Source organism: Flavobacterium potami, from assembly GCF_020026915.1.
Classification (GTDB): Bacteria; Bacteroidota; Bacteroidia; order Flavobacteriales; family Flavobacteriaceae; genus Flavobacterium; species Flavobacterium potami.
In genome coordinates, this window is record NZ_JAINUY010000006.1 from 386244 (window position 1) to 405433 (window position 19190).

At 33.7% G+C, this 19190-nt stretch carries 14 protein-coding genes; 6 read left to right on the top strand and 8 right to left on the bottom strand.

Annotation, left to right across the window (positions count from 1 at the left end):
• Positions 1 to 378: 378 nt before the first annotated feature.
• The 4 genes from K6T82_RS18580 to K6T82_RS18595 form a co-directional block, all read right to left on the bottom strand.
• Complete coding sequence (locus K6T82_RS18580; protein WP_223709040.1) at positions 379 to 939, bottom strand: AraC family transcriptional regulator; 561 nt, start codon at positions 937 to 939, stop codon at positions 379 to 381.
• A gap of 2 nt (positions 940 to 941) precedes the next feature.
• Positions 942 to 1472 (bottom strand): DUF3347 domain-containing protein, encoded by a 531-nt coding sequence (locus tag K6T82_RS18585; RefSeq protein WP_223709042.1) that lies wholly within the window; start codon positions 1470 to 1472, stop codon positions 942 to 944.
• Positions 1473 to 1572: 100 nt separating this feature from the next.
• On the bottom strand, positions 1573 to 1932 hold the full coding sequence (locus K6T82_RS18590; protein ID WP_223709044.1) for a hypothetical protein: 360 nt from the start codon (positions 1930 to 1932) through the stop codon (positions 1573 to 1575).
• A gap of 69 nt (positions 1933 to 2001) precedes the next feature.
• Entirely contained in the window at positions 2002 to 2835 is an 834-nt protein-coding gene (locus K6T82_RS18595) for an AraC family transcriptional regulator (RefSeq protein ID WP_223709046.1), read from the bottom strand.
• 103 nt (positions 2836 to 2938) lie between these two features.
• Here K6T82_RS18595 and K6T82_RS18600 point away from each other — a divergent pair, with 103 nt between their 5' ends.
• The 4 genes from K6T82_RS18600 to K6T82_RS18615 all read left to right on the top strand — a co-directional run bounded on the left by K6T82_RS18600 (position 2939) and on the right by K6T82_RS18615 (position 11402).
• Positions 2939 to 4105, top strand: a complete 1167-nt coding sequence (locus tag K6T82_RS18600) for an MFS transporter (protein WP_223709048.1) — start codon at positions 2939 to 2941, stop codon at positions 4103 to 4105.
• A 618-nt stretch (positions 4106 to 4723) separates the two neighbouring features.
• Positions 4724 to 7969 carry a SusC/RagA family TonB-linked outer membrane protein gene (locus K6T82_RS18605; protein ID WP_223709050.1) on the top strand — a complete coding sequence of 1082 codons (3246 nt, stop codon included), beginning with the start codon at positions 4724 to 4726 and terminating at the stop codon, positions 7967 to 7969.
• A 17-nt stretch (positions 7970 to 7986) separates the two neighbouring features.
• Positions 7987 to 9801 carry a RagB/SusD family nutrient uptake outer membrane protein gene (locus tag K6T82_RS18610; protein ID WP_223709061.1) on the top strand — a complete coding sequence of 605 codons (1815 nt, stop codon included), beginning with the start codon at positions 7987 to 7989 and terminating at the stop codon, positions 9799 to 9801.
• A gap of 29 nt (positions 9802 to 9830) precedes the next feature.
• The gene (locus K6T82_RS18615; protein WP_223709063.1) at positions 9831 to 11402 is read left to right on the top strand and encodes a DUF5123 domain-containing protein; all 1572 of its coding nucleotides are present in this window, start codon (positions 9831 to 9833) and stop codon (positions 11400 to 11402) included.
• 174 nt (positions 11403 to 11576) lie between these two features.
• Here the strand turns inward: K6T82_RS18615 and K6T82_RS18620 are convergent, their stop codons facing one another.
• The 4 genes from K6T82_RS18620 to K6T82_RS18635 all read right to left on the bottom strand — a co-directional run bounded on the left by K6T82_RS18620 (position 11577) and on the right by K6T82_RS18635 (position 13934).
• Positions 11577 to 12149 (bottom strand): pentapeptide repeat-containing protein, encoded by a 573-nt coding sequence (locus K6T82_RS18620; protein ID WP_223709066.1) that lies wholly within the window; start codon positions 12147 to 12149, stop codon positions 11577 to 11579.
• Positions 12150 to 12176: 27 nt separating this feature from the next.
• A complete protein-coding gene (locus K6T82_RS18625) occupies positions 12177 to 12377 on the bottom strand; it encodes a hypothetical protein (protein ID WP_223709068.1) in 201 nt (66 codons plus the stop codon).
• Positions 12378 to 12447: 70 nt separating this feature from the next.
• Complete coding sequence (locus K6T82_RS18630; protein ID WP_223709071.1) at positions 12448 to 13368, bottom strand: helix-turn-helix domain-containing protein; 921 nt, start codon at positions 13366 to 13368, stop codon at positions 12448 to 12450.
• Between the two features lie 2 nt (positions 13369 to 13370).
• Positions 13371 to 13934, bottom strand: a complete 564-nt coding sequence (locus K6T82_RS18635) for a DUF6642 family protein (RefSeq protein WP_223709074.1) — start codon at positions 13932 to 13934, stop codon at positions 13371 to 13373.
• A 174-nt stretch (positions 13935 to 14108) separates the two neighbouring features.
• On the opposite strand from K6T82_RS18635, the gene K6T82_RS18640 reads away from it, so the two are divergent.
• Positions 14109 to 14714 (top strand): 5'-methylthioadenosine/S-adenosylhomocysteine nucleosidase family protein, encoded by a 606-nt coding sequence (locus K6T82_RS18640; RefSeq protein WP_223709075.1) that lies wholly within the window; start codon positions 14109 to 14111, stop codon positions 14712 to 14714.
• 297 nt (positions 14715 to 15011) lie between these two features.
• Positions 15012 to 19136: a hybrid sensor histidine kinase/response regulator transcription factor gene (locus tag K6T82_RS18645; RefSeq protein ID WP_223709077.1), complete on the top strand. Its 4125-nt coding sequence runs from the start codon at positions 15012 to 15014 to the stop codon at positions 19134 to 19136.
• Positions 19137 to 19190 lie beyond the last annotated feature (54 nt).

Here is a 19190-nt window from a genome sequence, read left to right on the forward strand (position 1 = left end):
TGTAAGATTTACAAAATGCTGTTTTTTTAACCGCAAAGGGCGCAAAGATTTACGCAAAGCACGCTAAGTTTTCTTTATTTCAGAAGTTTTTAAAGTTCGCAAAGCTTTGTCTTAGAATATCTTTGCGTATTCTATATAAAACATAGCCCAAGGTTTCAACCTTGGGTACGTATCGTGTTCCAATCTTTGTGTACCCAAGGTTAAAACCATGGGCTATGTTCTGAATAAATTGCGAAATAGCTTTATAAAAAGTTAGCCACAGATTAAAAAGATTAAAAGGATTTTTAAATCTGTATTAATCTGTGTAATCTGTGGCTAAATAAAACCTTTGCGAACTTTGCGTAACTCTTAGCGTTCTTAGCGGTTAAGCAAAAAAAACTATATATTCTCAATCTGAATACGCTTTTTATCTTTTGATTGTTTGAAAGAAGTAGGAGTAAAGCCTGTGATTTTCTTGAATTGATTGCTCAAATGCGCTACATTGCTGTAGTTAAGAATATCGGCAATTTCGCTTAACGAAAGCTCATTGTAGATCAATAACTCTTTTACTTTTTCAATTTTTTGGCTGATGAAATACTTTTCAATTGTGGTGTTTTCAATTTCCGAAAACAAATTGCTTAGTGAATTATAATCTTGATTCAGGTTTTCAGCCAAATAATCAGACAAGTTGATTTTGAGATCGTTGTTTTTATGATGTACCAAATCGACAATTAGATTTTTTATTCTTTCAACCGTTTTTGTTTTTTTATCATCAATTAAATCAAAACCTAAAGCTTGAAGGTTTTCTAAAAGAACTTCTTTTTGTTCGTCGCTGATTTCTTGTTCCAATTCTACTTCACCCAATTCCACAGCAATAGTTTGAAGTCCGAGTTTTTCCAACTCAGACTCCACAACCATTTTGCATCTCGCGCACACCATATTTTTGATGTAGAGCTTCATATTTATTTGATCGTTTCTACCACGTTTCCGCAAGTCAACATCGAAGAACCGTAGTACGGATTCTTAACTGCTTTTTCTTTGCTTAGCCAATCAGCGTCTGCCATTGGGCAATATTGTTTGTAGATTGGCTGATCTGGACTTGAAACTTTTATTAAATCGTAAGTGCTTTTCGATAAAGATTTAAAAGTCTCACGTTGTTTTTTAAGATCTGTTGTAGACGAAATACTTTTAGCATCGGCAGTTAATTTTTTAACCACTTTCATCCAAACTGTATGTTCGTTGCTTTTTAGTTTGTCCATTTTTACTGCAGAAATTGCTGTCAATAAAGTTGCAGCTTTCGCTGAAGTCAATTTGCTGTCACTTTTAATAAGCGCATCTTTTACATTAAAATAAGCATCATAAACAGATTGAAGCTGACTTGCATCAACGATTTCTGTCGTTCCTGATTCTGATTTTACTGTATTTGCTTGAATATTATTTGCACTAAAAACTACTGTTAGTACTGTTGCTAAAGCTATAATTGATTTTTTCATTGTGTATAATATTTTAGGTAAAGGATTTAATTTCCTTTAAAATTAATTAAAAAAAGTTGATTTCGAAAAGGCCCAATATGGGCTGTCATAAATACGATAATTATATTTTCGGCTTCAGCCAAATAGAAGTAAATCCAGAAGAAATGGTAGAATTACTGTAAGATGCAATCGTGTTTTTTAAAGAAAAATTGAAAACATCATTTTGTAAATCAAATTCGTTTGAAGTCAAAATAATGAATTGCAATGCAGAAGTTGTACAGCCAGAATGACGGCATTTTCCATCACAATTGTGTTTTTCGTGTTTTGACGTTTTCTTTTCACAGCATTTTTTAGAACAGCTGTTTTCTTCTTTAGGGGCAATTTCTTTATGATTTCCCATATTGCATGCGTAAGTATAACCTGGATTCAAAAAGAAACTAAGTGTTATAAAAAGCAGTATGATGTGGATTTTCTTTTTCAAAGAAATTGTTTTTGAAGTACAAATTTAGTTAAAAATGTTCGAGGAAATTACTTTTTAAGATTTCGATAACTACAGTTTCTTAAAATCGGTTGGTTTCATGTTTTTACGTTTTTTGAAATAATTCGTCAAATGACTTTCATCCGTAAAACCAAATTCGTACGCAATTTGTTTAATCGGCAATTGATTGTTGTGGAATCTTTTTTCGATTAAAGTCGTTCTCAAATTATGAATATATTCCCGATAACTGATGCTGAATGTTCTCTTAAAATAAGCACTAAAATACGTTTGAGCAATATTGAAATGTTCAGCAATCACTTTTACTTGAACCAATTTCGGCTGATAAATATTCTGATGAATGTAATTGGCAATTTGTTCATTATCCAAATGATTTGATTGCATCTGTAGATTCATACCGCGAATAGTTTCTTTAATCAAACCAAAAATCGAAAGAATTTGATAGAAAACAATAGGTGAAGAAGTCACATCAATATATTTATCGTAAGTAACAATGTTTTCGACTGTGTTTTTTAGAATCGTTTTGCAAGGTTCATCAAATTTCAAAACGGTTTCTTTCAAGATTTTGTCCCGCATGAAACTTTCTGGAGTATTGACTAAGAATTCGTCGCAAGTCAGATTTTGTTTGGAGTTGAAATAATTATCTGTGAATTTGATGAAAATGAATCGCGTACTTTTCTTTATATCAAAATAATGTTCGTCATCTGGCGAAATAACAAATAGATCTCCCGCTTTATAAGGGAGCAGATTGTTATTCAAATGATGAATACCGCTTCCTTTCTTGATATAAATGATTTCATAATAGGTGTGAGTATGCGGAGGAAGATGAAATTTCTCTTCTTCAAATTCATCAAGAACAAGCGTTTTAAACTGATTTAATTTCGGCATGACTTAAATATACAATTTTATGTCGCAAATTTACAATTTTTTTGAAGGTTAACGGTGTTAATTTTGCGTCGTAGAAATCTATTCCTTTCTATAATAAATCAAAATGAAAAAAAGTCTTATTGCACTCTCTTTAGGAGGGTTAACCATTGGTATTACAGAGTTTGTAATGATGGGATTACTCCCAGATATTGCTTCAGATATGAAAGTTTCCATTCCGGTTGCTGGATATTTAATTTCGTCTTATGCACTTGGAGTTGTTATTGGAGCGCCACTATTAGTAATCGCAGGAAGAAATTATGCGCCTAAAAAAATGCTTTTAATTTTAGCTTTAATGTTGGCTGTTTTTAACGCATTGTCAATTATTGCTCCTGATTATAATGTTTTATTTGCTTCTCGATTTTTATCTGGATTACCACACGGAGCATTCTTTGGAGTGGGAGCGGTAGTCGCAAGCCGTTTGGCAGACAAAGGAAAAGAAGCACAGGCCATTTCTATAATGTTTGCAGGTTTAACGATTGCTAACTTAATTGGTGTGCCAATCGGAACTTATATAGGTCACCATTTTATTTGGCGTTATACTTTTATATTAATTGCGATTGTTGGCCTGTTGACTTTTTTGGCTATTTATTTTTGGATGCCAAATCTTGAAAAAGGTGAAAGTGTAAACATGAAAACACAACTTCAGTTCTTTAAGAAAACAGAAGCTTGGTTAATTATAGGAATCACGGCAATTGGTTTTGGAGGATTATTTGCTTGGATAAGTTACATTGCTCCACTTTTAATTAATGTATCTAAGTTTTTGCCAGAAGATGTTTCTTCTATTTTGATCTTAGCTGGATTAGGAATGGTTGTAGGGAATTTTGTGGGAGGAAAATTGGCAGATAAATATTCACCAGCACCAACCGTATTGGCGCTATTATTTGTGATGGTGCTTGATTTGTTGATGGTTTACTTTTTCTCTTTCAATCAATACATCTCATTGTTTTTGACTTTCTTAACAGGAGCAATATCTTTTTCAGTTATTGCACCAATCCAAATGCTAATGATCAAAACGGCTAAAGATGCAGAGATGATTGCATCAGCTGCACTTCAAGGGAGTTTTAATATTGGAAATGCTTTGGGAGCTTTCTTAGGTGGATTGCCTTTAGCAGCGGGTTATAATTTTGCGTCACCGAATCTTATTGGTATTGCAATGGCTATGACCGGAATGATTATTACTTTCATACTGATGAGGTTACATCGAAAGCAAGTACAGTTGCAGCGTATTTAAAGATTTAGAATTTAATTTTCTGAGCCCTTAACGTTTGTTTAAGGGCTTTTTTGTGCTTGTATTTATAGAAACTTATAGTCAAAATTACCTTTTCTTTTATTTGTAGTTATCTATTTATAGGTAAAATCAGTATAAAATTGGAATTGTAAAGTAATTATTTTCTAATTTTTTTAGTTTTATTTTAACTTTTTAAGTGTAAAAACAACACCTAATAATTTCGCAATGAATATTCATGTAATCGATTGTTTTTTTTGCAAAAAGCAAATCAAATCGAGGATTAATAATAATATATTTAATATTTTATATTCATTAAAATTGTATATCTCACATAAAAAAGTGTTTATTTTTTTGATATGTAATTTTTTTTAGGACTTTTTTATGAAAAATTATTTTTCATTTAAAAAAAATATCTATGTTTGTGTAATCGATTACAACTTTTTTTTCACATCTTCGAAATCGATTAAGTTATAAGAATTGAACAAGAGTGAAAAAACAATCTATTTGTTAATATTTATAAAAAATAATAAACCTGTAATAATTAAAAGAATGAATTGAAAACAGACACAAAAAACCACTTAAACCACAACTAAAAACTATTAATAACTTAAACAATCAACCATGAACTTTAAAGAACTATTAAACAAAGGAGCAGATTTTTGCTTTAAACTTGTTTTCTTACTGTGCTTATTGATCGGAAGTCAAGTACAAGCACAGACTACCACCATAGAGGGAACCGTGAAAGATGCTGCGGGACTTTCTCTGCCGGGTGTAAATGTCTTGGAGAAAGGAACCAAAAACGGTACCTCGACGGACTTTGACGGTCACTACAAAATTAAATTAACCAATCCGAAAGCGGTATTGAGTTTTTCATTCATCGGATTTAAAAGTGTTGATGCTTCTGCAGATGGAAAATCTAAAGTAAATGTAACTATGTCTGAAGATTCGAACAGCTTAAATGAAGTTGTTGTTATCGGATATGGAACTTCAAAAAAATCTGATTTGACGGGAGCGGTTTCGACTATCTCAGGAAACGATTTGAAGAAAGTTCCAGTGGCAAATGTCGCTGAAGCTTTAACAGGTCGTATTGCCGGTGTGCAGGTTACAGCTTCTGAGGGATCTCCAGATGCAGATATAAAAATTAGAGTACGTGGAGGTGGTTCTCTTACTCAAGATGCTTCGCCTTTGATTATCGTGGATGGATTTCCAATCAATAATATGAATGATATTTCTTCATCTGATATAGAAACAATGACTGTTTTAAAAGATGCGGCTTCAACTGCAATCTACGGATCTCGTGGTGCGAATGGAGTTATTCTTATTACAACAAAAAGTGGTAAAGATGGGAAAATGGCAGTAAACTTCAATATGTTCTATGGTATGAAAACTATGGCGAAAGGAATTGATGTTTTATCTCCAGAAGATTATACAAAATGGCAATATGAGTATGCTTTGCTTTCTCAAACAGGTACAAAAGTGGCTTCTGATCCAACTTCATATACTCGATATTTTGGAAACTGGCAAGATCATGATATGTACAATGGTTTAAAAGGAGATAATTGGCAAAAACAAATTTTTGGTCGTAGAGGTGAGGTGCAAAGCCGTGATTTAGGAATTAGAGGTGGGACAGATAAACTTAATTATAATTTTAACTACGCTCATTATGATGAAAAAGCAATCATGATTGGTTCAAATTATAAAAGAAACAACCTTGCGTTGGCTTTAAAAAGTAAAGTGAGTGATAAAATTGATGTTGGTTTTACTGTGCGTTATTCTGATACAGAAATCGATGGTGGAGGTGTAAACGAGCAAAATGAAAAATCTTCAGCAGATTCACGTATGCGTACAATTGTTGGTTATGCACCACTTCCTGTATCAGGTTTAACTTCAGAAGACGTGGCAGGAGATGGTTCAGATCAATTGATAAATCCTTTCTCATCTGTTTCTGATAATGATCGTCAACAGTTTCGTAAAAACTTTAATATGTTAGGAAGTTTTGGATGGGAAATTATAGATAATTTAAAATTGAAAGTTGATTTAGGTCTTGACAATTTCAACACTTTGGACTATCGTTTTTATGGGCTTACTACTTACTACGTAGCTAACTCTCCAATTGCAACTTTACAAGATATGCCTGCAATGATTATGGGAGATAGTAAAGAAAGACGTTTTAGAAACGCTAATACATTGAATTACGATTTCAAAAAAATAATGGGTGAAAACCATCATTTGAATGTTCTTTTAGGGCAAGAAAGTATTACTTATAATTCAAATAATGTAACTACTACAATTCACGGTTATCCTACATTTTTTGATTTCGAAAAAGCAAAAACACTAACAAGTCAAGGAACACCACAAGCGGTAGATAATTACTATAATCCAGATGACAAACTGTTGTCATTCTTTGGTCGTGCTAATTATGATTATAAAAACCGCTATATTTTATCGGCTACTTTTCGTGCAGATGGATCTAGTAAATTTTTAGAACAAAACCGTTGGGGGTATTTTCCAGCTTTTGCAGCAGGATGGAAAATTTCTGAAGAGAGTTTCCTTAAAGGTAAATCATGGTTAGATCTTTTAAAATTGAGAGCTAGTTATGGTGAAGCAGGTAATAATAATATTCCGGTTGGACAGCAAATTCAAATTTTCCAATCTACTCCAACAACTTGGATTAATGGAGTTACAAGTGTTTGGGCGCCTTCAAAAACAATGCCTAATCCAGACTTGAAATGGGAAACTACAGTAACGCAAAACGTTGGTTTGGATTTCGGTTTTTTCAAAAACCGCTTGAGTGGTAATTTCGATGTTTACAAAAATGTTACTAGCGATTTATTAATCAATTTCCCGGTTCCAGGATCTGGATATGATTTTCAATATCGTAACATGGGAGAAACACAAAATACAGGTTTTGAAGCTACGATAAATGTTGTTGCTATTGAAAAAGCGAAGTACGGTTTGAACTTTTCATTCAATATGTCAGTAAACAAAAACCGTATTAACTCATTAGGGGTTATGAATAATTTTGGAGCTGCTACAGGTTGGGCTTCTTCACAAATTGGGGATGATTATCTAATATCAGTTGGTTCTTCATTAGGTACTATGTATGGTTACAAGAATGATGGAAGATATGAAGTTTCTGATTTTGATTATGTTGGAGGAAAATATGTTCTGAAAACTGGAGTAATTCCTACGGCAACAACTTTAGTAGGAGATGGAAGTTCTATTAAACCGGGAGACATGAAATTAAAAGATGTTAACGGAGATGGTAAAGTAGACATAAACGATAAAACTATTATTGGAAACGTAAATCCTAAAAGTTCAGGAGGTTTTGTTATTAATGGAAATGCTTACGGATTTGACTTAATGGCGGCTTTTAACTGGAGTATTGGTAATGATATTTATAATGCTGATAAAATTGAATTTTCTACAGCAAATGCTTCAGGAAGATACAAAAATTTAAATTCGACTATGGCAGATGGAAAAAGATGGACCAATTTAGATCCTGTTTCAGGTCAATTGGTAACAGATAATCCTGACGCATTAGCAGCACTTAATGCTAATACAACAATGTGGTCTCCATATATGAGAACTGCTATATTTACAGATTGGGCAGTTGAAGACGCATCATTTTTAAGATTGAATACTTTAACATTAGGGTATACAACTCCAGAGATGTTTACATCTAAACTTGGAATTTCTAAATTAAGATTCTACTTAACAGCAAGCAATGTTTTTGTTTGGACTAACTACTCAGGATCTGATCCTGAAGTTTCAACGAGAAGAAAAAATCCACTGACACCAGGGGTTGATTCAAGTCCTTATCCAAGAAGCAGACAAATGATTTTTGGAATGAATCTTAATTTCTAATTTTAAATTATTACAAAATGAAACATAAAATAATAATAGCGGGATTGATTATTTCGGCTTTATTTAGTTCTTGCCAGCAATTTGAAGACGATTATTTAGATACAGATGCACCATCAACATTAGATCCAGCCTTGATCTTTTCTGAACCAGCACTTGCAAAAGGTGCGGTTGATGGAATAAAAGTACCATTTGCAGAGACTAACTCTTACAGAGGAAGATTCTTGCCATATTATGGATTAAATACGGATACAGAATGGTATAACACTTCGCAGACAGCGGGAGACAAAGCAGATCTATGTGTGTACGATGCTAAGCCAAGTAATACGGAGATGAATACAACGAATAATGCTTATTCAATGATGTTTTCAGGTATTGAACGTGCCAATGTTTGTATTAAGGGGATGCGTCAATATGGTGATCCTAAACCAGGAAACGAAATGGGACAGCTTTTAGGAGAAGCTCTAACATTAAGAGCAATTTACTACGCTGACTTGCTTAAAGCATGGGGAGATGTTCCTGCTCGTTTTGAGCCTATTACAACGGCAACTTTATATTTGCCTAAATCAAGTAGAGATGTTATTTACAAGCAATTAATCGCGGATTTAGGAGAGGCTTCAACATTGGTTGCATGGCCTAATGCAACTTCTTATACAAGTACTGTAGAGCATGTGAACAAGGCTTTTGTAAAAGCATTTAGAGCACGTTTGGCTTTAGTAGCAAGTGGATTTCAACAATATCCTGACGGAATAAGAAGAAGTACAGATCCAGAACTTTCTGTTGCTAATATGTATGCATTAGCATTACAAGAATCTCGTGAAGTGATTGCAAGTGGTTCTGCTCGTTTAGAATCTACTTTTGAAGGATTATGGAGAAAATACAATCAAGAAATTACTACTGCTGGTGGAGAATCTCTTTGGGAACTTCCATTTGCAGACGGTCGTGGACGTATGTTGTTTACGTTTGCAGTAAAACATACTTCTGCAAGTGATCAATTCCAGCAAAATGGGGCAAATCGTGGAGGAGTAGCAGGTCCGTTGCCGTTTGTTTTCTATGATTATGACCAAACAGATTTACGTAGAGATGTTACTTGTGTACCTTACAAATGGGGGACTGCAGTAGCGGGTACTCCTTATCCTATTGCTAAACAGGAATTAGCATCATTGGATACTTGGTGTTTTGGTAAGTACCGTTATGAGTGGATGACACGTAGAGTTACTTCAGATAATGATGATGGTGTGAATAAAATGTATATGCGTTATGCAGAAGTACTTCTTATTGCTGCTGAAACGGCAAATGAACTAGAAGGTCCTGGTGCAGCAATGCCTTATTTGAAAGAAATTAGAAGAAGATCATTTTCTTCAGCAGATCAGGCTGTAAAAGTTGAAAACTATGTAAACTCTAAAAGCAGTAAAGAAGCAATGTTTAATGCGATCGTTGATGAAAATAAATTTGAGTTTACTGGAGAAATGGAGCGTAAACAAGCGCTTATTCGTTGGAATTTGCTTAAAACAAATCTGGATCTAGCTAAACAAAAAATGGCAAACTTATCTGCTCGTACTGGCGAATATGCAGATGTACCTTCAATTTTATACTATAAATATAAATCGGATAATGTAAGCTTGGATATTTATGGATTAAATAGAGGAGAAACTACAAATCCTGGAGCAACGTATACTTCTTTTGCATGGACTTGGACTGGTACCGCAGCAGATACAAAGGTGAATTCATTATATAAAACGGGAGTTAACCCTGATAACAGACAATACTGGCCAATATGGCAAGTGTTTCTTGATGGAAGTAATGGTCAGTTAAAAAATGATTTTGGTTATTAAAATCCTTAATAAATTAATAAGTTATTACGATGAAAACAAAATATATATTTAGAGGACTAATAACCCTATTATTACTTGCAATTTCATTTTCAAGCTGCGAAAGTTATAATGAAGAGTTATTAGACGGTATTGGTAATACAAGAGAATTTTCTCCAATTGGACTTAAAGCTACAATTAGAAATTCAACTACAGTTGAATTAACTTGGACTGCTAAAAGTGATGAAAATGCAGACCATTATGTGGTAGAGTTTAGTCCAGATGATCCAGAATTTAAGACTATTTTTAAAACGTTAAATGTGTCACTTTCGCAACTTCCGATACAAGTACCTTTGGAAGGAGAAACTACCTATTCTATTAGAGTAAAAGCTGTAAGTGCTGCGGGTATTGCCGATTCAAATTGGTCGGTTACTACGGCGACAACATTATCGGAACAGATTTTTTCGCCAATCAGACCAGAAGAGATCGAAGCAAATTATTTGACTTTGAGATGGACACCTAATAGTAATGTAACTCAAATTTTAGTTCAACCAGGAAACATAACGCACACTATAACAGCAGATGAAAAAACAGCTGGAGTTGCAATTGTCAATGGATTAACAGGAGAAACAGATTATACTGCTACTTTGAAGAATGGAACCAAAACGAGAGGAATACTAAATTTTACAAGTGGTGTTGATCTAACAAGAGGTATTGTGGTAAATCCTGGAGATGACTTAAATGCCAAGATAGCTCAGGCAACAGCGGGATCTAGATTGTTACTTATGCCAGGTCTTTATCAGACAACTGGAGAGATCATTTTAAATAAAACACTTATTATTAGAGGTGTAAGACCAGAAAACAAACCAAAACTGAATGTAAAATTCACTATAAATGCTGGTCTTGTTAATCTTTCTCTAGTAGATTTAGAATTGGACGGAACCGGACTAACCAATGGTGCAGTGATAACTGTTTCCGGAGCTTCTAATTATGGGGATATTTTAATCAGTAAATCTACAATTCATGATTACACAAGAGCTTTAATTGCAGCAAGTGTTTCCAATTCAAAAGTAAATTCGTTTACTGTTGATAACAGTATTGTTAGGTCGGTAAATACAAATGCTGGGGCTGATTTTATCGATTTTAGAAATACATATGTAGCTAGTATTGTACTTAAAAACAGTACGTTTGATACCTGTTCTACAAGCCGAGATTTTGTTAGGGTAGATGCTGTTCTTCCTGCATCAGGAGGTTTCTCGGGTACTGGTTTAAAAACTACCACTTTAATACAAAACTGTACGCTGTATAATGTTTCAAACTTAGCAGCACCAAAAAGAATCTTGTATGTGAGGTTTTTAGATAACAGTTCGACTGTAATGAATACTTTGATTGTATCAACATCAGCTATTTATACGAATCAACCAGCTACAGAAACGCCTATATTTAGTAAAAATTACTACTATCAGGCAGCAAGTTTTATGGATGCTAGTATTGCTTCAAATAAACCTGATGCGTCTGGAATCACTGCAAATCCGCAATTTGTGAATGCTGCGACAGGAAATTTCAAAGTTCAAAACCAAACAATGATTGATAATAATATTGGAGATCCACGTTGGTTAAAATAGAATTCATGGTTAATAAATAGAAAAAGCGGTATACATTAGTTTGTGTACCGCTTTTTTGTTAGTCTCGGTTTTCAGTCTCAGTCTCAGTCACAGTCTCAGTCACAGTCTCAGTTTTCAGTCACAGTCTCAACAAACTGAAAACTGTGACTGTGACTGCGACTGAAAACTTACATCTCATTCAATAACGAAATCAAATTTTTGCAATAAACCTGCAAGTGCCGTGTGAGAAACTTTCGTTCCTTTAATTTTATTTTCAGATGGATCAAAAGCGTAATTTCTTGAACTTCTGAAATCTGTTTTTTCTAGAATACTTTCCACGAAAGTGGCACTAGAAAGATCACAGTTTTTAAAAATCGCCAGAGATAAATCGGTATTCGAGAAATCGGTTTCTTTTAAAGAACAATCTGTAAAATTGGTTTTCTTTAATTTTTTATAAATGAATGTCGAATAATCTAAAATACAATCTTCAAAATTCATTGAAAATAAAAAACTGTTGCAGGCGCTGAAATCAAGGCCCATTAATTTACAACTGATGAACTTGATGTTTTTCAATCCTGTATTTCGTAAAGTGGCCAAAGAAAGATTGCAGTTTTTAAAAGTACAGTCGAGAAAGTCGTTATGACTCAAATCGCTTTTAGAAAAATTACAATTGATGAATTCGCAGTTTACGAATTCGGTATTGGCTAAACTTTGTTCTGAATAATCAATTGTTTCAAAAGTTCGGTTTTGGTATAATTTTGATTCCATTGCAATTTTAAAAAGGCGTGTAAAGTTTTATTCTAATTCGATACAATCGAAAAGGGTATTGTTTTGAAGTAATGCAGCAACATTCAATTCGCTGTCTACTCTTAAAATATTATCGCAGTCTTCAAGATCAAAATTCCACTGAGATTCTGGTAATAACTGATCTAAAAGTGCAGAAGCCGACTCAAATTTGGCCTGGCTGTCAACGGAAGTTTTAAAAACATAAATCATAATTTGCATTTTTGAGCAAGCAAATTTCTGAAAAACAATAATGTATTTGTTAGGATTCTGTAATCAATAATTAGGACTTATCAATCAATTTCCTGTATCTGATAGGAGAAATTCCTTCCAGTTTTTTGAAAAAGCGACTAAAGTAAGATTGATCGTCAAAGCCTACTTGAGTTGCTATTTCGCCTACCGAAAGTGTGGTTTGAAAGAGTAAATATTTGGCTTCTAACAATATGCTGTCATCAATCCATTTTACGGCAGATTTCCCAGTAACCGTCTTTACACATTTGTTCAAATGGTTCGGAGTGACATTGAGTAAAGAAGAATAATAATTGACTTGATGCTGTGTTTTAATTTGGTCATGAATCAGTTCTTTGAATTTTCCTGTAATCACTTCTGCAGCCGAAATGCTTTTAGCCGTTTTTACCGCATTTTTGTTCATCTCAAAAAACAAAGTTATCAAGTACGATTGCACAATATTCAAATCGGTAAAGGCCGTTTCTGAATATTCCTTTTTCAATCGTTCTAAAATATTGGTAATTGCGCCAATATCTTCTGGAGCCAGTTTGATTTTAGGACTTCCTGAAATTTTCAAAAAATCAAATTCATTAAGCAATTCACGGCTTCCGTATTTCCGAATTAAAACATCAGGATGAAACTGACAAATGTAACCGCTGTGGATATTGTTAACATTATCAAGCGAAAAAATCTGACCTGCAGGAACCATTATGATTTCATTATCGGTCGTTGTATATTCCTGATAACCTAATTTCATTGTATGCTGACCAGAAGTAATAAAAATCAACGTATGACAAGAATGTTTCGAAGGCGGAACAGGATGCTGCATGTGCATGATTTCCTCAATTTCCAGACAGAAAAAATGATCCGAATTCGATTTGAAAAGTAAATGAATTGGATTGTCTTCTCCAAGAAATTTTTCTCGAAAACCTTTCGCTTCGTACGTTTTTATTTTTTCAGCCGGCTTTGTTTTCATCCTTAATAATATAATCTGAAATCAAGTAATTTGCATAGATTGTAATGTTTCGTATAAAGATCTTCAACCACTTCAATCAAATTATCATTTTCTTGATACAGACTAAAAAAAGCTTTATCAATTGTACTGCAGCTGGCAATTTTATTGTAAGTTGAACCATAACCAGAAATGGCTCTTGCTCCAGTTATGTCTAGAAAATATTGTGCTTCTTCTTCGTTTAAATCTAAAACCTTTAGATTGGCAAAATGAATGATTTTACCTTTCATTTTTCCCTCGAACAACTCGGCAATTTCTTCGATGCTATAATAATAATCATGAAGACAAATATTGTTTTCCTGTCCAGGCATGGCCAGATAAATGATTTCATAATCCTTGAAATTATGATCTTCATAAAGTAGAATATTCAGGCTTTCTTCTAAACCTTCGATCGTGTCGCAGGTTTTATGAATGCTCGAAATACCTTGGTCAATTGCCAATTCTTCCAAACATTTTACCACATTAGTCGGGTTATGATCGTCTATATCTCGAACGCCTTCAAGGCAGAAAATAAATTTTTCATTGTCCATGCAGTTTTCCTTTCTGGGTTTTAAGGATTAAAATTCTGATTCTAACAAAAGTATTTTTTCTGAATTAAAATCCACCATATATAGCAGACTTTAACGTGTTTTTTTGATTTTAAATTTAGGTTAGAGCCAAGTAAATTTTAAAGCGTATTTTTGTAAACCGAAAATAAATTACGCATGATACAAATTAACCCAACGGCATCTTTTGCCATTGAAGATATATTATTCTGTTTTGCTTTGGAATCTGAAGCAGCAGAAGTTTTTAAAGGACATAATGTTTTATTCACTGGAATTGGAAAAGTAAACGCTGCTTACGAATTGTCAAAAGCGATTCAAAAGAAAAAGCCAGCAGTAATTGTAAATCTGGGATCAGCAGGAAGCAGCTGTTTTCAAAAAGGCGATGTAATTTGCTGTACAAAATTTGTGCAAAGAGACATGGATGTTCGGGGTTTAGGATTTGCACATTATGAAACACCACTTTCGGGTTTGCCTCCAGTTTTAGAATATGGTTTATTGATGGACAACCTCCAAGAAGGAATCTGCGGAACAGGCGATAATTTCGAAATGGGACATTGCTCGGATGCGTACAACGTGGTTGACATGGAAGCCTACGCTTTGGCAATGATTGCAATGAAAGAAAATATTCCGTTTTTAAGTTTAAAATATATTTCAGACGGAGCCGATGATAATGCTGCAGAAGATTGGACGGTCCAAGTTCATAAAGCGGCAATTGCTTACGGTAAAATCTTAGGATTGATTGAAGAGACAGAAGCCATTTCTTAATTGAAGTGGCTTTTTTTATTTTTAAAATATTGTTCATGATTCAAATAAAAGTCACTTTGCGGGCACGAGCGGGACGCTCGCGCTAGCGTTGAGATACAGTTTCTGCTAGCGCGAGCGTCCCGCTCGTGCCCGCAAAGAATATAAAAGAAATCGATTTAAAAAGTACATCTACACCCCCTAAAAAGAAAAAACTCCCACCTTTTTGTTTCGTATAAACAGTATTTTGCAACACATTCGATTGATTTTTTTCATAGGTTTATTGCAATTAAATTATTCGAATTTTATTAAATTTCGTTTATGCAGCACATCAGAAACTACTTTTTCAGTTTTATCTTATTTCTTCTTATTCCTTTTGGCTCGAAGGCACAGGAATCCGATTTATATTTTGACCATATCAATTACGATACGAGTTTTTCGCAGAGTATGATTTCGAGTATTCATCAGACTCAAAAAGGGTTCATTTGGATTGGAACTGCAAACGGCTTGATTAGTTACGATGGTTATGATTTCTTGCGATATGTGTACAACAAAGACATTCTCAACAGTATCAGCAACAATCATGTCAATGTAATTTTAGAAGACAATCAGAGACAAATTTGGATTGGAACCAATAACGGACTGAATCTTTTCAATAAAAATGAAAGAAGCTTTTTAAGAGTTGATGTTCAAAAAATAAAAGGCGGACGAAACTATATTTCTTCCATCATTCAAGACGACCAAAACCAAATCTGGATTGGAACTTTTGGCGGAATTAAAAAATTAAACAAACAGAAATTTTTATTAGAAGAAATCTCCAACGACCACAATTCTCCTTTCAGAAAAAGCAGGGTTTTGTCTTTGTTTTATGATAAAAATTACGGCGTTTTGGTAGGAACTTCTAAAGGTTTGGAATGTTTTGATCCTAAAAATGGTTCGAAAAAAATATTACCAAAAGCTTTAATAGAAAACGAATCTTTATTAAAATCGAAAATCTGGAAAATCATTAAAGAAAAAAACGGCGATTTGTGGTTTGCGACTGAAGCAAACGGCGTTTTTCGTTTTGATGTGGATAAAAATTCAGTCACTAATTTTCTGCTGAATACAAGTAACAGAAAAAGTTTATCTTCTAATTGGGTAAACGATATTGTTGAAGTTGACAATAATACGATTTGGTTTGCAACCAAAAATGGTTTGTGTGTTTATAAAAAAGACAGAAATGAATTTACTAAATATGGACATAATCCATTACAGAGTTACAGCCTTTCTGATGACGATGTAAAATGTTTTTTAAAAGACCGTCATAACGATATTTGGATAGGAACAAATGGGGGTGGTGTCAATTTTTTCCAAAAAACAAACACCAATTTCACCAACATAAGAGAAGTTGTAAAACCCAATTTCGGATTAAATAATGCTACAGTAAATGCAGTCGCAAGAGAAAACGATGGCTCGATTTGGGTTGGAACAAACGGCGGCGGGCTGAATTATCTTGATTTTAAAAACAATAAAAGCGCTTCGTATTTTATTGAAGGTTACGATTTTGACAAAAGCATCAATATGATTACAGCTTTGGTCAATCAGAATGAGCAGAATTTGTTTTGTGGAACTTTCAACGGTTTGTTCAAATTCAATAAAAACAGTAAATCGTTTCAATTTATCTCGCTTTCGCGGAAGGATTCCAAAGAACGCGAACGCCCGATTACGTCTTTATTAATGGATAATGATGATTTGTGGGTAGGAACAAACGGAAACGGTTTAAAGAAAGTAATGCCAGACGGAACTGTAGAAATTTACATGGCAGACGGATCTTCAAATTCCCTTAGCGATAATTTTATAACCGATATCATAAATCGAAAAGACGGACTTTGGATCGCGACACAATACGGTTTGAATTATTTCGATAAAAAACTAAAACAAGTTACCAGAGTTTTTAAAGCTGGACCCAAAAGCGGTTTATCTAACAATAGTTTGACAGTCTTGTTTACCGATTCGAAAAACCGATTTTGGGTTGGTGCAGAAAGCGGAGGCGTAAATATTTTTGATGAAAAGAAAGGACGTTTCTTCGAAATCAATCGTTCGATGGGATTTACAGACGAAATGATAAAAAGTATTTCTGAAGACACACAAGGAAATATCTGGATCAGCGACAATAATTTGCTTTATAAAATTAAAACCAAAAGTGTAAAGCCAGTTCTAAATATCAAGGATTTTGAAATCACTTCTTTTTCTTCAAAAGATGGTTTGAAGGTGAAACAATTTTCAACCAATTGCAGTTCAAATCTCAATTCAAAAGAACTTGTTTTTGGCTGTTCCAATGGTTTAATTGTTTTCAATCCTTCAAAATTGATTAAAACGGAAGATAAATCGCCAATTGTTTTAACGAAACTGATTGTTAATAATGAAGAAATCAGACCTGGAAACAAAGAGGTTGCTTTAGAAAAACGAATTAGCGAAACGACAGAAATCACTTTAAAGCACGATCAAGGTTATATTGGTTTGGAATTTAGTGCAATGAATTTTATTTCACCAGAAAAAAATGAATATGCCTATAAATTGGAAAGTTCGTTCAATAAAGACGAATGGCATGTGATAGGTTCGCAACATTACATCAATTTGACGAATTTGAATTCGGGGACTTATACCTTAAAAATCAAAACTTCAAATGGAGGTGGAGAATGGAATCCGACTATTAAAACCTTAAAAATTATCATGTTGCCACCTTGGTGGAAAACCTGGTGGGCGTATTTGTTTTATCTCGCTTTATTGGCTGGCGCATCCGTTTTATTGTTCCGTTTTTTTAGAAATCGAGAATTGCTAAAACAAGCTTATTATTTAGAGCAGGTCGAAAAAGAAAGACAAGAAGAATTGTATAAAATGAAATTGGATTTCTTTACGAATGTTTCGCACGAAATTAGAACGCCTTTGACTTTAATCAGCGGTCCTGTTGAAGAACTTTTGAGCAGTGCAGAAAAGAACTCAAATCTCGAACATAAACTAAAAACCATCAAAAGCAATTCGGATCGATTACTGAAATTGGTCAACGAATTAATGGATTTCAGAAAAGCAGAGAAAGGAAGCATGAAAATCTATTGCGAACAGCAAGATATTGTTTCGTTCTGTTTTGATATTTACGAATCGTTTCGTGGTATTGCTGTTGAGAAAAAAATAGATTATAAGTTTGTATTGAACATCAATACGGCTTTGATTTATTTCGATAAAAATCAGATGGAAAAAGTGATTTATAATCTGCTTTCCAATGCTTTTAAATTTACAAGTAAAGGCGGTAAAATTACTTTGGCTGTGGAACAAAAAGACAATTCTGATTTTATTGAAATCAAAGTCAAAGACAACGGAATCGGAATTCCAGATAACAGAAAAAAGAAAATTTTCAAAAACTTCTTCCAATTGGACGATCGCGGAAGTGCCAATTTAGGAAGCGGAATCGGTTTGGCTTTGAGTAAAAGTATTGTAGAATTGCATCATGGAGAAATAAAAGTGCAAACGGAAGAAGATCCGAATTTCAATACCATTTTCACTATCAAATTAAAGAAAGGAAAAGAGCATTTTAAAAAATCACAAATTGTTGAAAATGCGATTTCAATAAGTGAAAACTCAAATCCGATTTCTGATGTAAAAACTGAAATTGAGATTTACGAACCAGAATATCTGGAAGACGAAAGCGGTAAAAAAACAGTTTTGGTTATTGATGATAATGAAGAAGTTTTATCGTTTATTTTTGATGTACTTCATGCCGATTATCGTGTTTTGAAATTTACAAACGGCTTGAAAGCCTTAGAATATATGGATTCTGAAATTCCAGATTTAATCGTCAGCGATGTCATGATGCCAGAAATGGATGGTTTTGAATTGTGCAAGATTTTAAAAACAAGCCTGAATACCAATCATATTCCAGTTGTTTTATTAACGGCAAAATCTTCGACCTTAAATAGAATTGAAGGACTTTCAACGGGTGCAGATTCTTATATTTCTAAACCTTTTAGTATTGAAGAATTAAAACTGACGATTGCCAATCTTTTATCAGCCAAAGAAATCATGCGTCAGAAATATGGCGAAGGTTTCATCGCGGCGGTTGAAGAAGAAAACGTAAATACACCAGAAGGAATCTTTCTAAAGAAACTAACTCAGATTATTGAAAACAATCTGGATAATACCGATTTTGATGTAAACGATTTGGTTAACGAAATTGGAATGAGCCGAACCGTGCTTTACAAAAAGGTCCAAACCTTAACGAATCATTCTGTTGCTGGTTTCATTAAAAACATGCGATTGAAGAAGGCAGCAAGTCTTTTGGCTAATACCAGTTATTCTGTTTCTGAAGTTACTTATATGGTTGGTTTTAATGATCGAAAACACTTTAGTAAAGAATTCAAGAAATTTTATAATCTTTCACCATCTGAGTATAAAAGTTCTCATGTGAATTAACAGTTTTTGGGTTTTTAACCGCAAAGCACACAAAGTTATACGCAAAGTCCGCAA

Coding starts and splice junctions, on each gene's coding strand:
- K6T82_RS18605 (WP_223709050.1), top strand. CDS start 4,724: ATGAACTTTAAAGAACTATTAAACAAAGGAGCAGATTTTTGCTTTAAA.
- K6T82_RS18615 (WP_223709063.1), top strand. CDS start 9,831: ATGAAAACAAAATATATATTTAGAGGACTAATAACCCTATTATTACTT.
- K6T82_RS18610 (WP_223709061.1), top strand. CDS start 7,987: ATGAAACATAAAATAATAATAGCGGGATTGATTATTTCGGCTTTATTT.
- K6T82_RS18630 (WP_223709071.1), bottom strand. CDS start 13,368: ATGAAAACAAAGCCGGCTGAAAAAATAAAAACGTACGAAGCGAAAGGT.
- K6T82_RS18595 (WP_223709046.1), bottom strand. CDS start 2,835: ATGCCGAAATTAAATCAGTTTAAAACGCTTGTTCTTGATGAATTTGAA.
- K6T82_RS18635 (WP_223709074.1), bottom strand. CDS start 13,934: ATGGACAATGAAAAATTTATTTTCTGCCTTGAAGGCGTTCGAGATATA.
- K6T82_RS18580 (WP_223709040.1), bottom strand. CDS start 939: ATGAAGCTCTACATCAAAAATATGGTGTGCGCGAGATGCAAAATGGTT.
- K6T82_RS18625 (WP_223709068.1), bottom strand. CDS start 12,377: ATGATTTATGTTTTTAAAACTTCCGTTGACAGCCAGGCCAAATTTGAG.
- K6T82_RS18585 (WP_223709042.1), bottom strand. CDS start 1,472: ATGAAAAAATCAATTATAGCTTTAGCAACAGTACTAACAGTAGTTTTT.
- K6T82_RS18620 (WP_223709066.1), bottom strand. CDS start 12,149: ATGGAATCAAAATTATACCAAAACCGAACTTTTGAAACAATTGATTAT.
- K6T82_RS18640 (WP_223709075.1), top strand. CDS start 14,109: ATGATACAAATTAACCCAACGGCATCTTTTGCCATTGAAGATATATTA.
- K6T82_RS18645 (WP_223709077.1), top strand. CDS start 15,012: ATGCAGCACATCAGAAACTACTTTTTCAGTTTTATCTTATTTCTTCTT.
- K6T82_RS18600 (WP_223709048.1), top strand. CDS start 2,939: ATGAAAAAAAGTCTTATTGCACTCTCTTTAGGAGGGTTAACCATTGGT.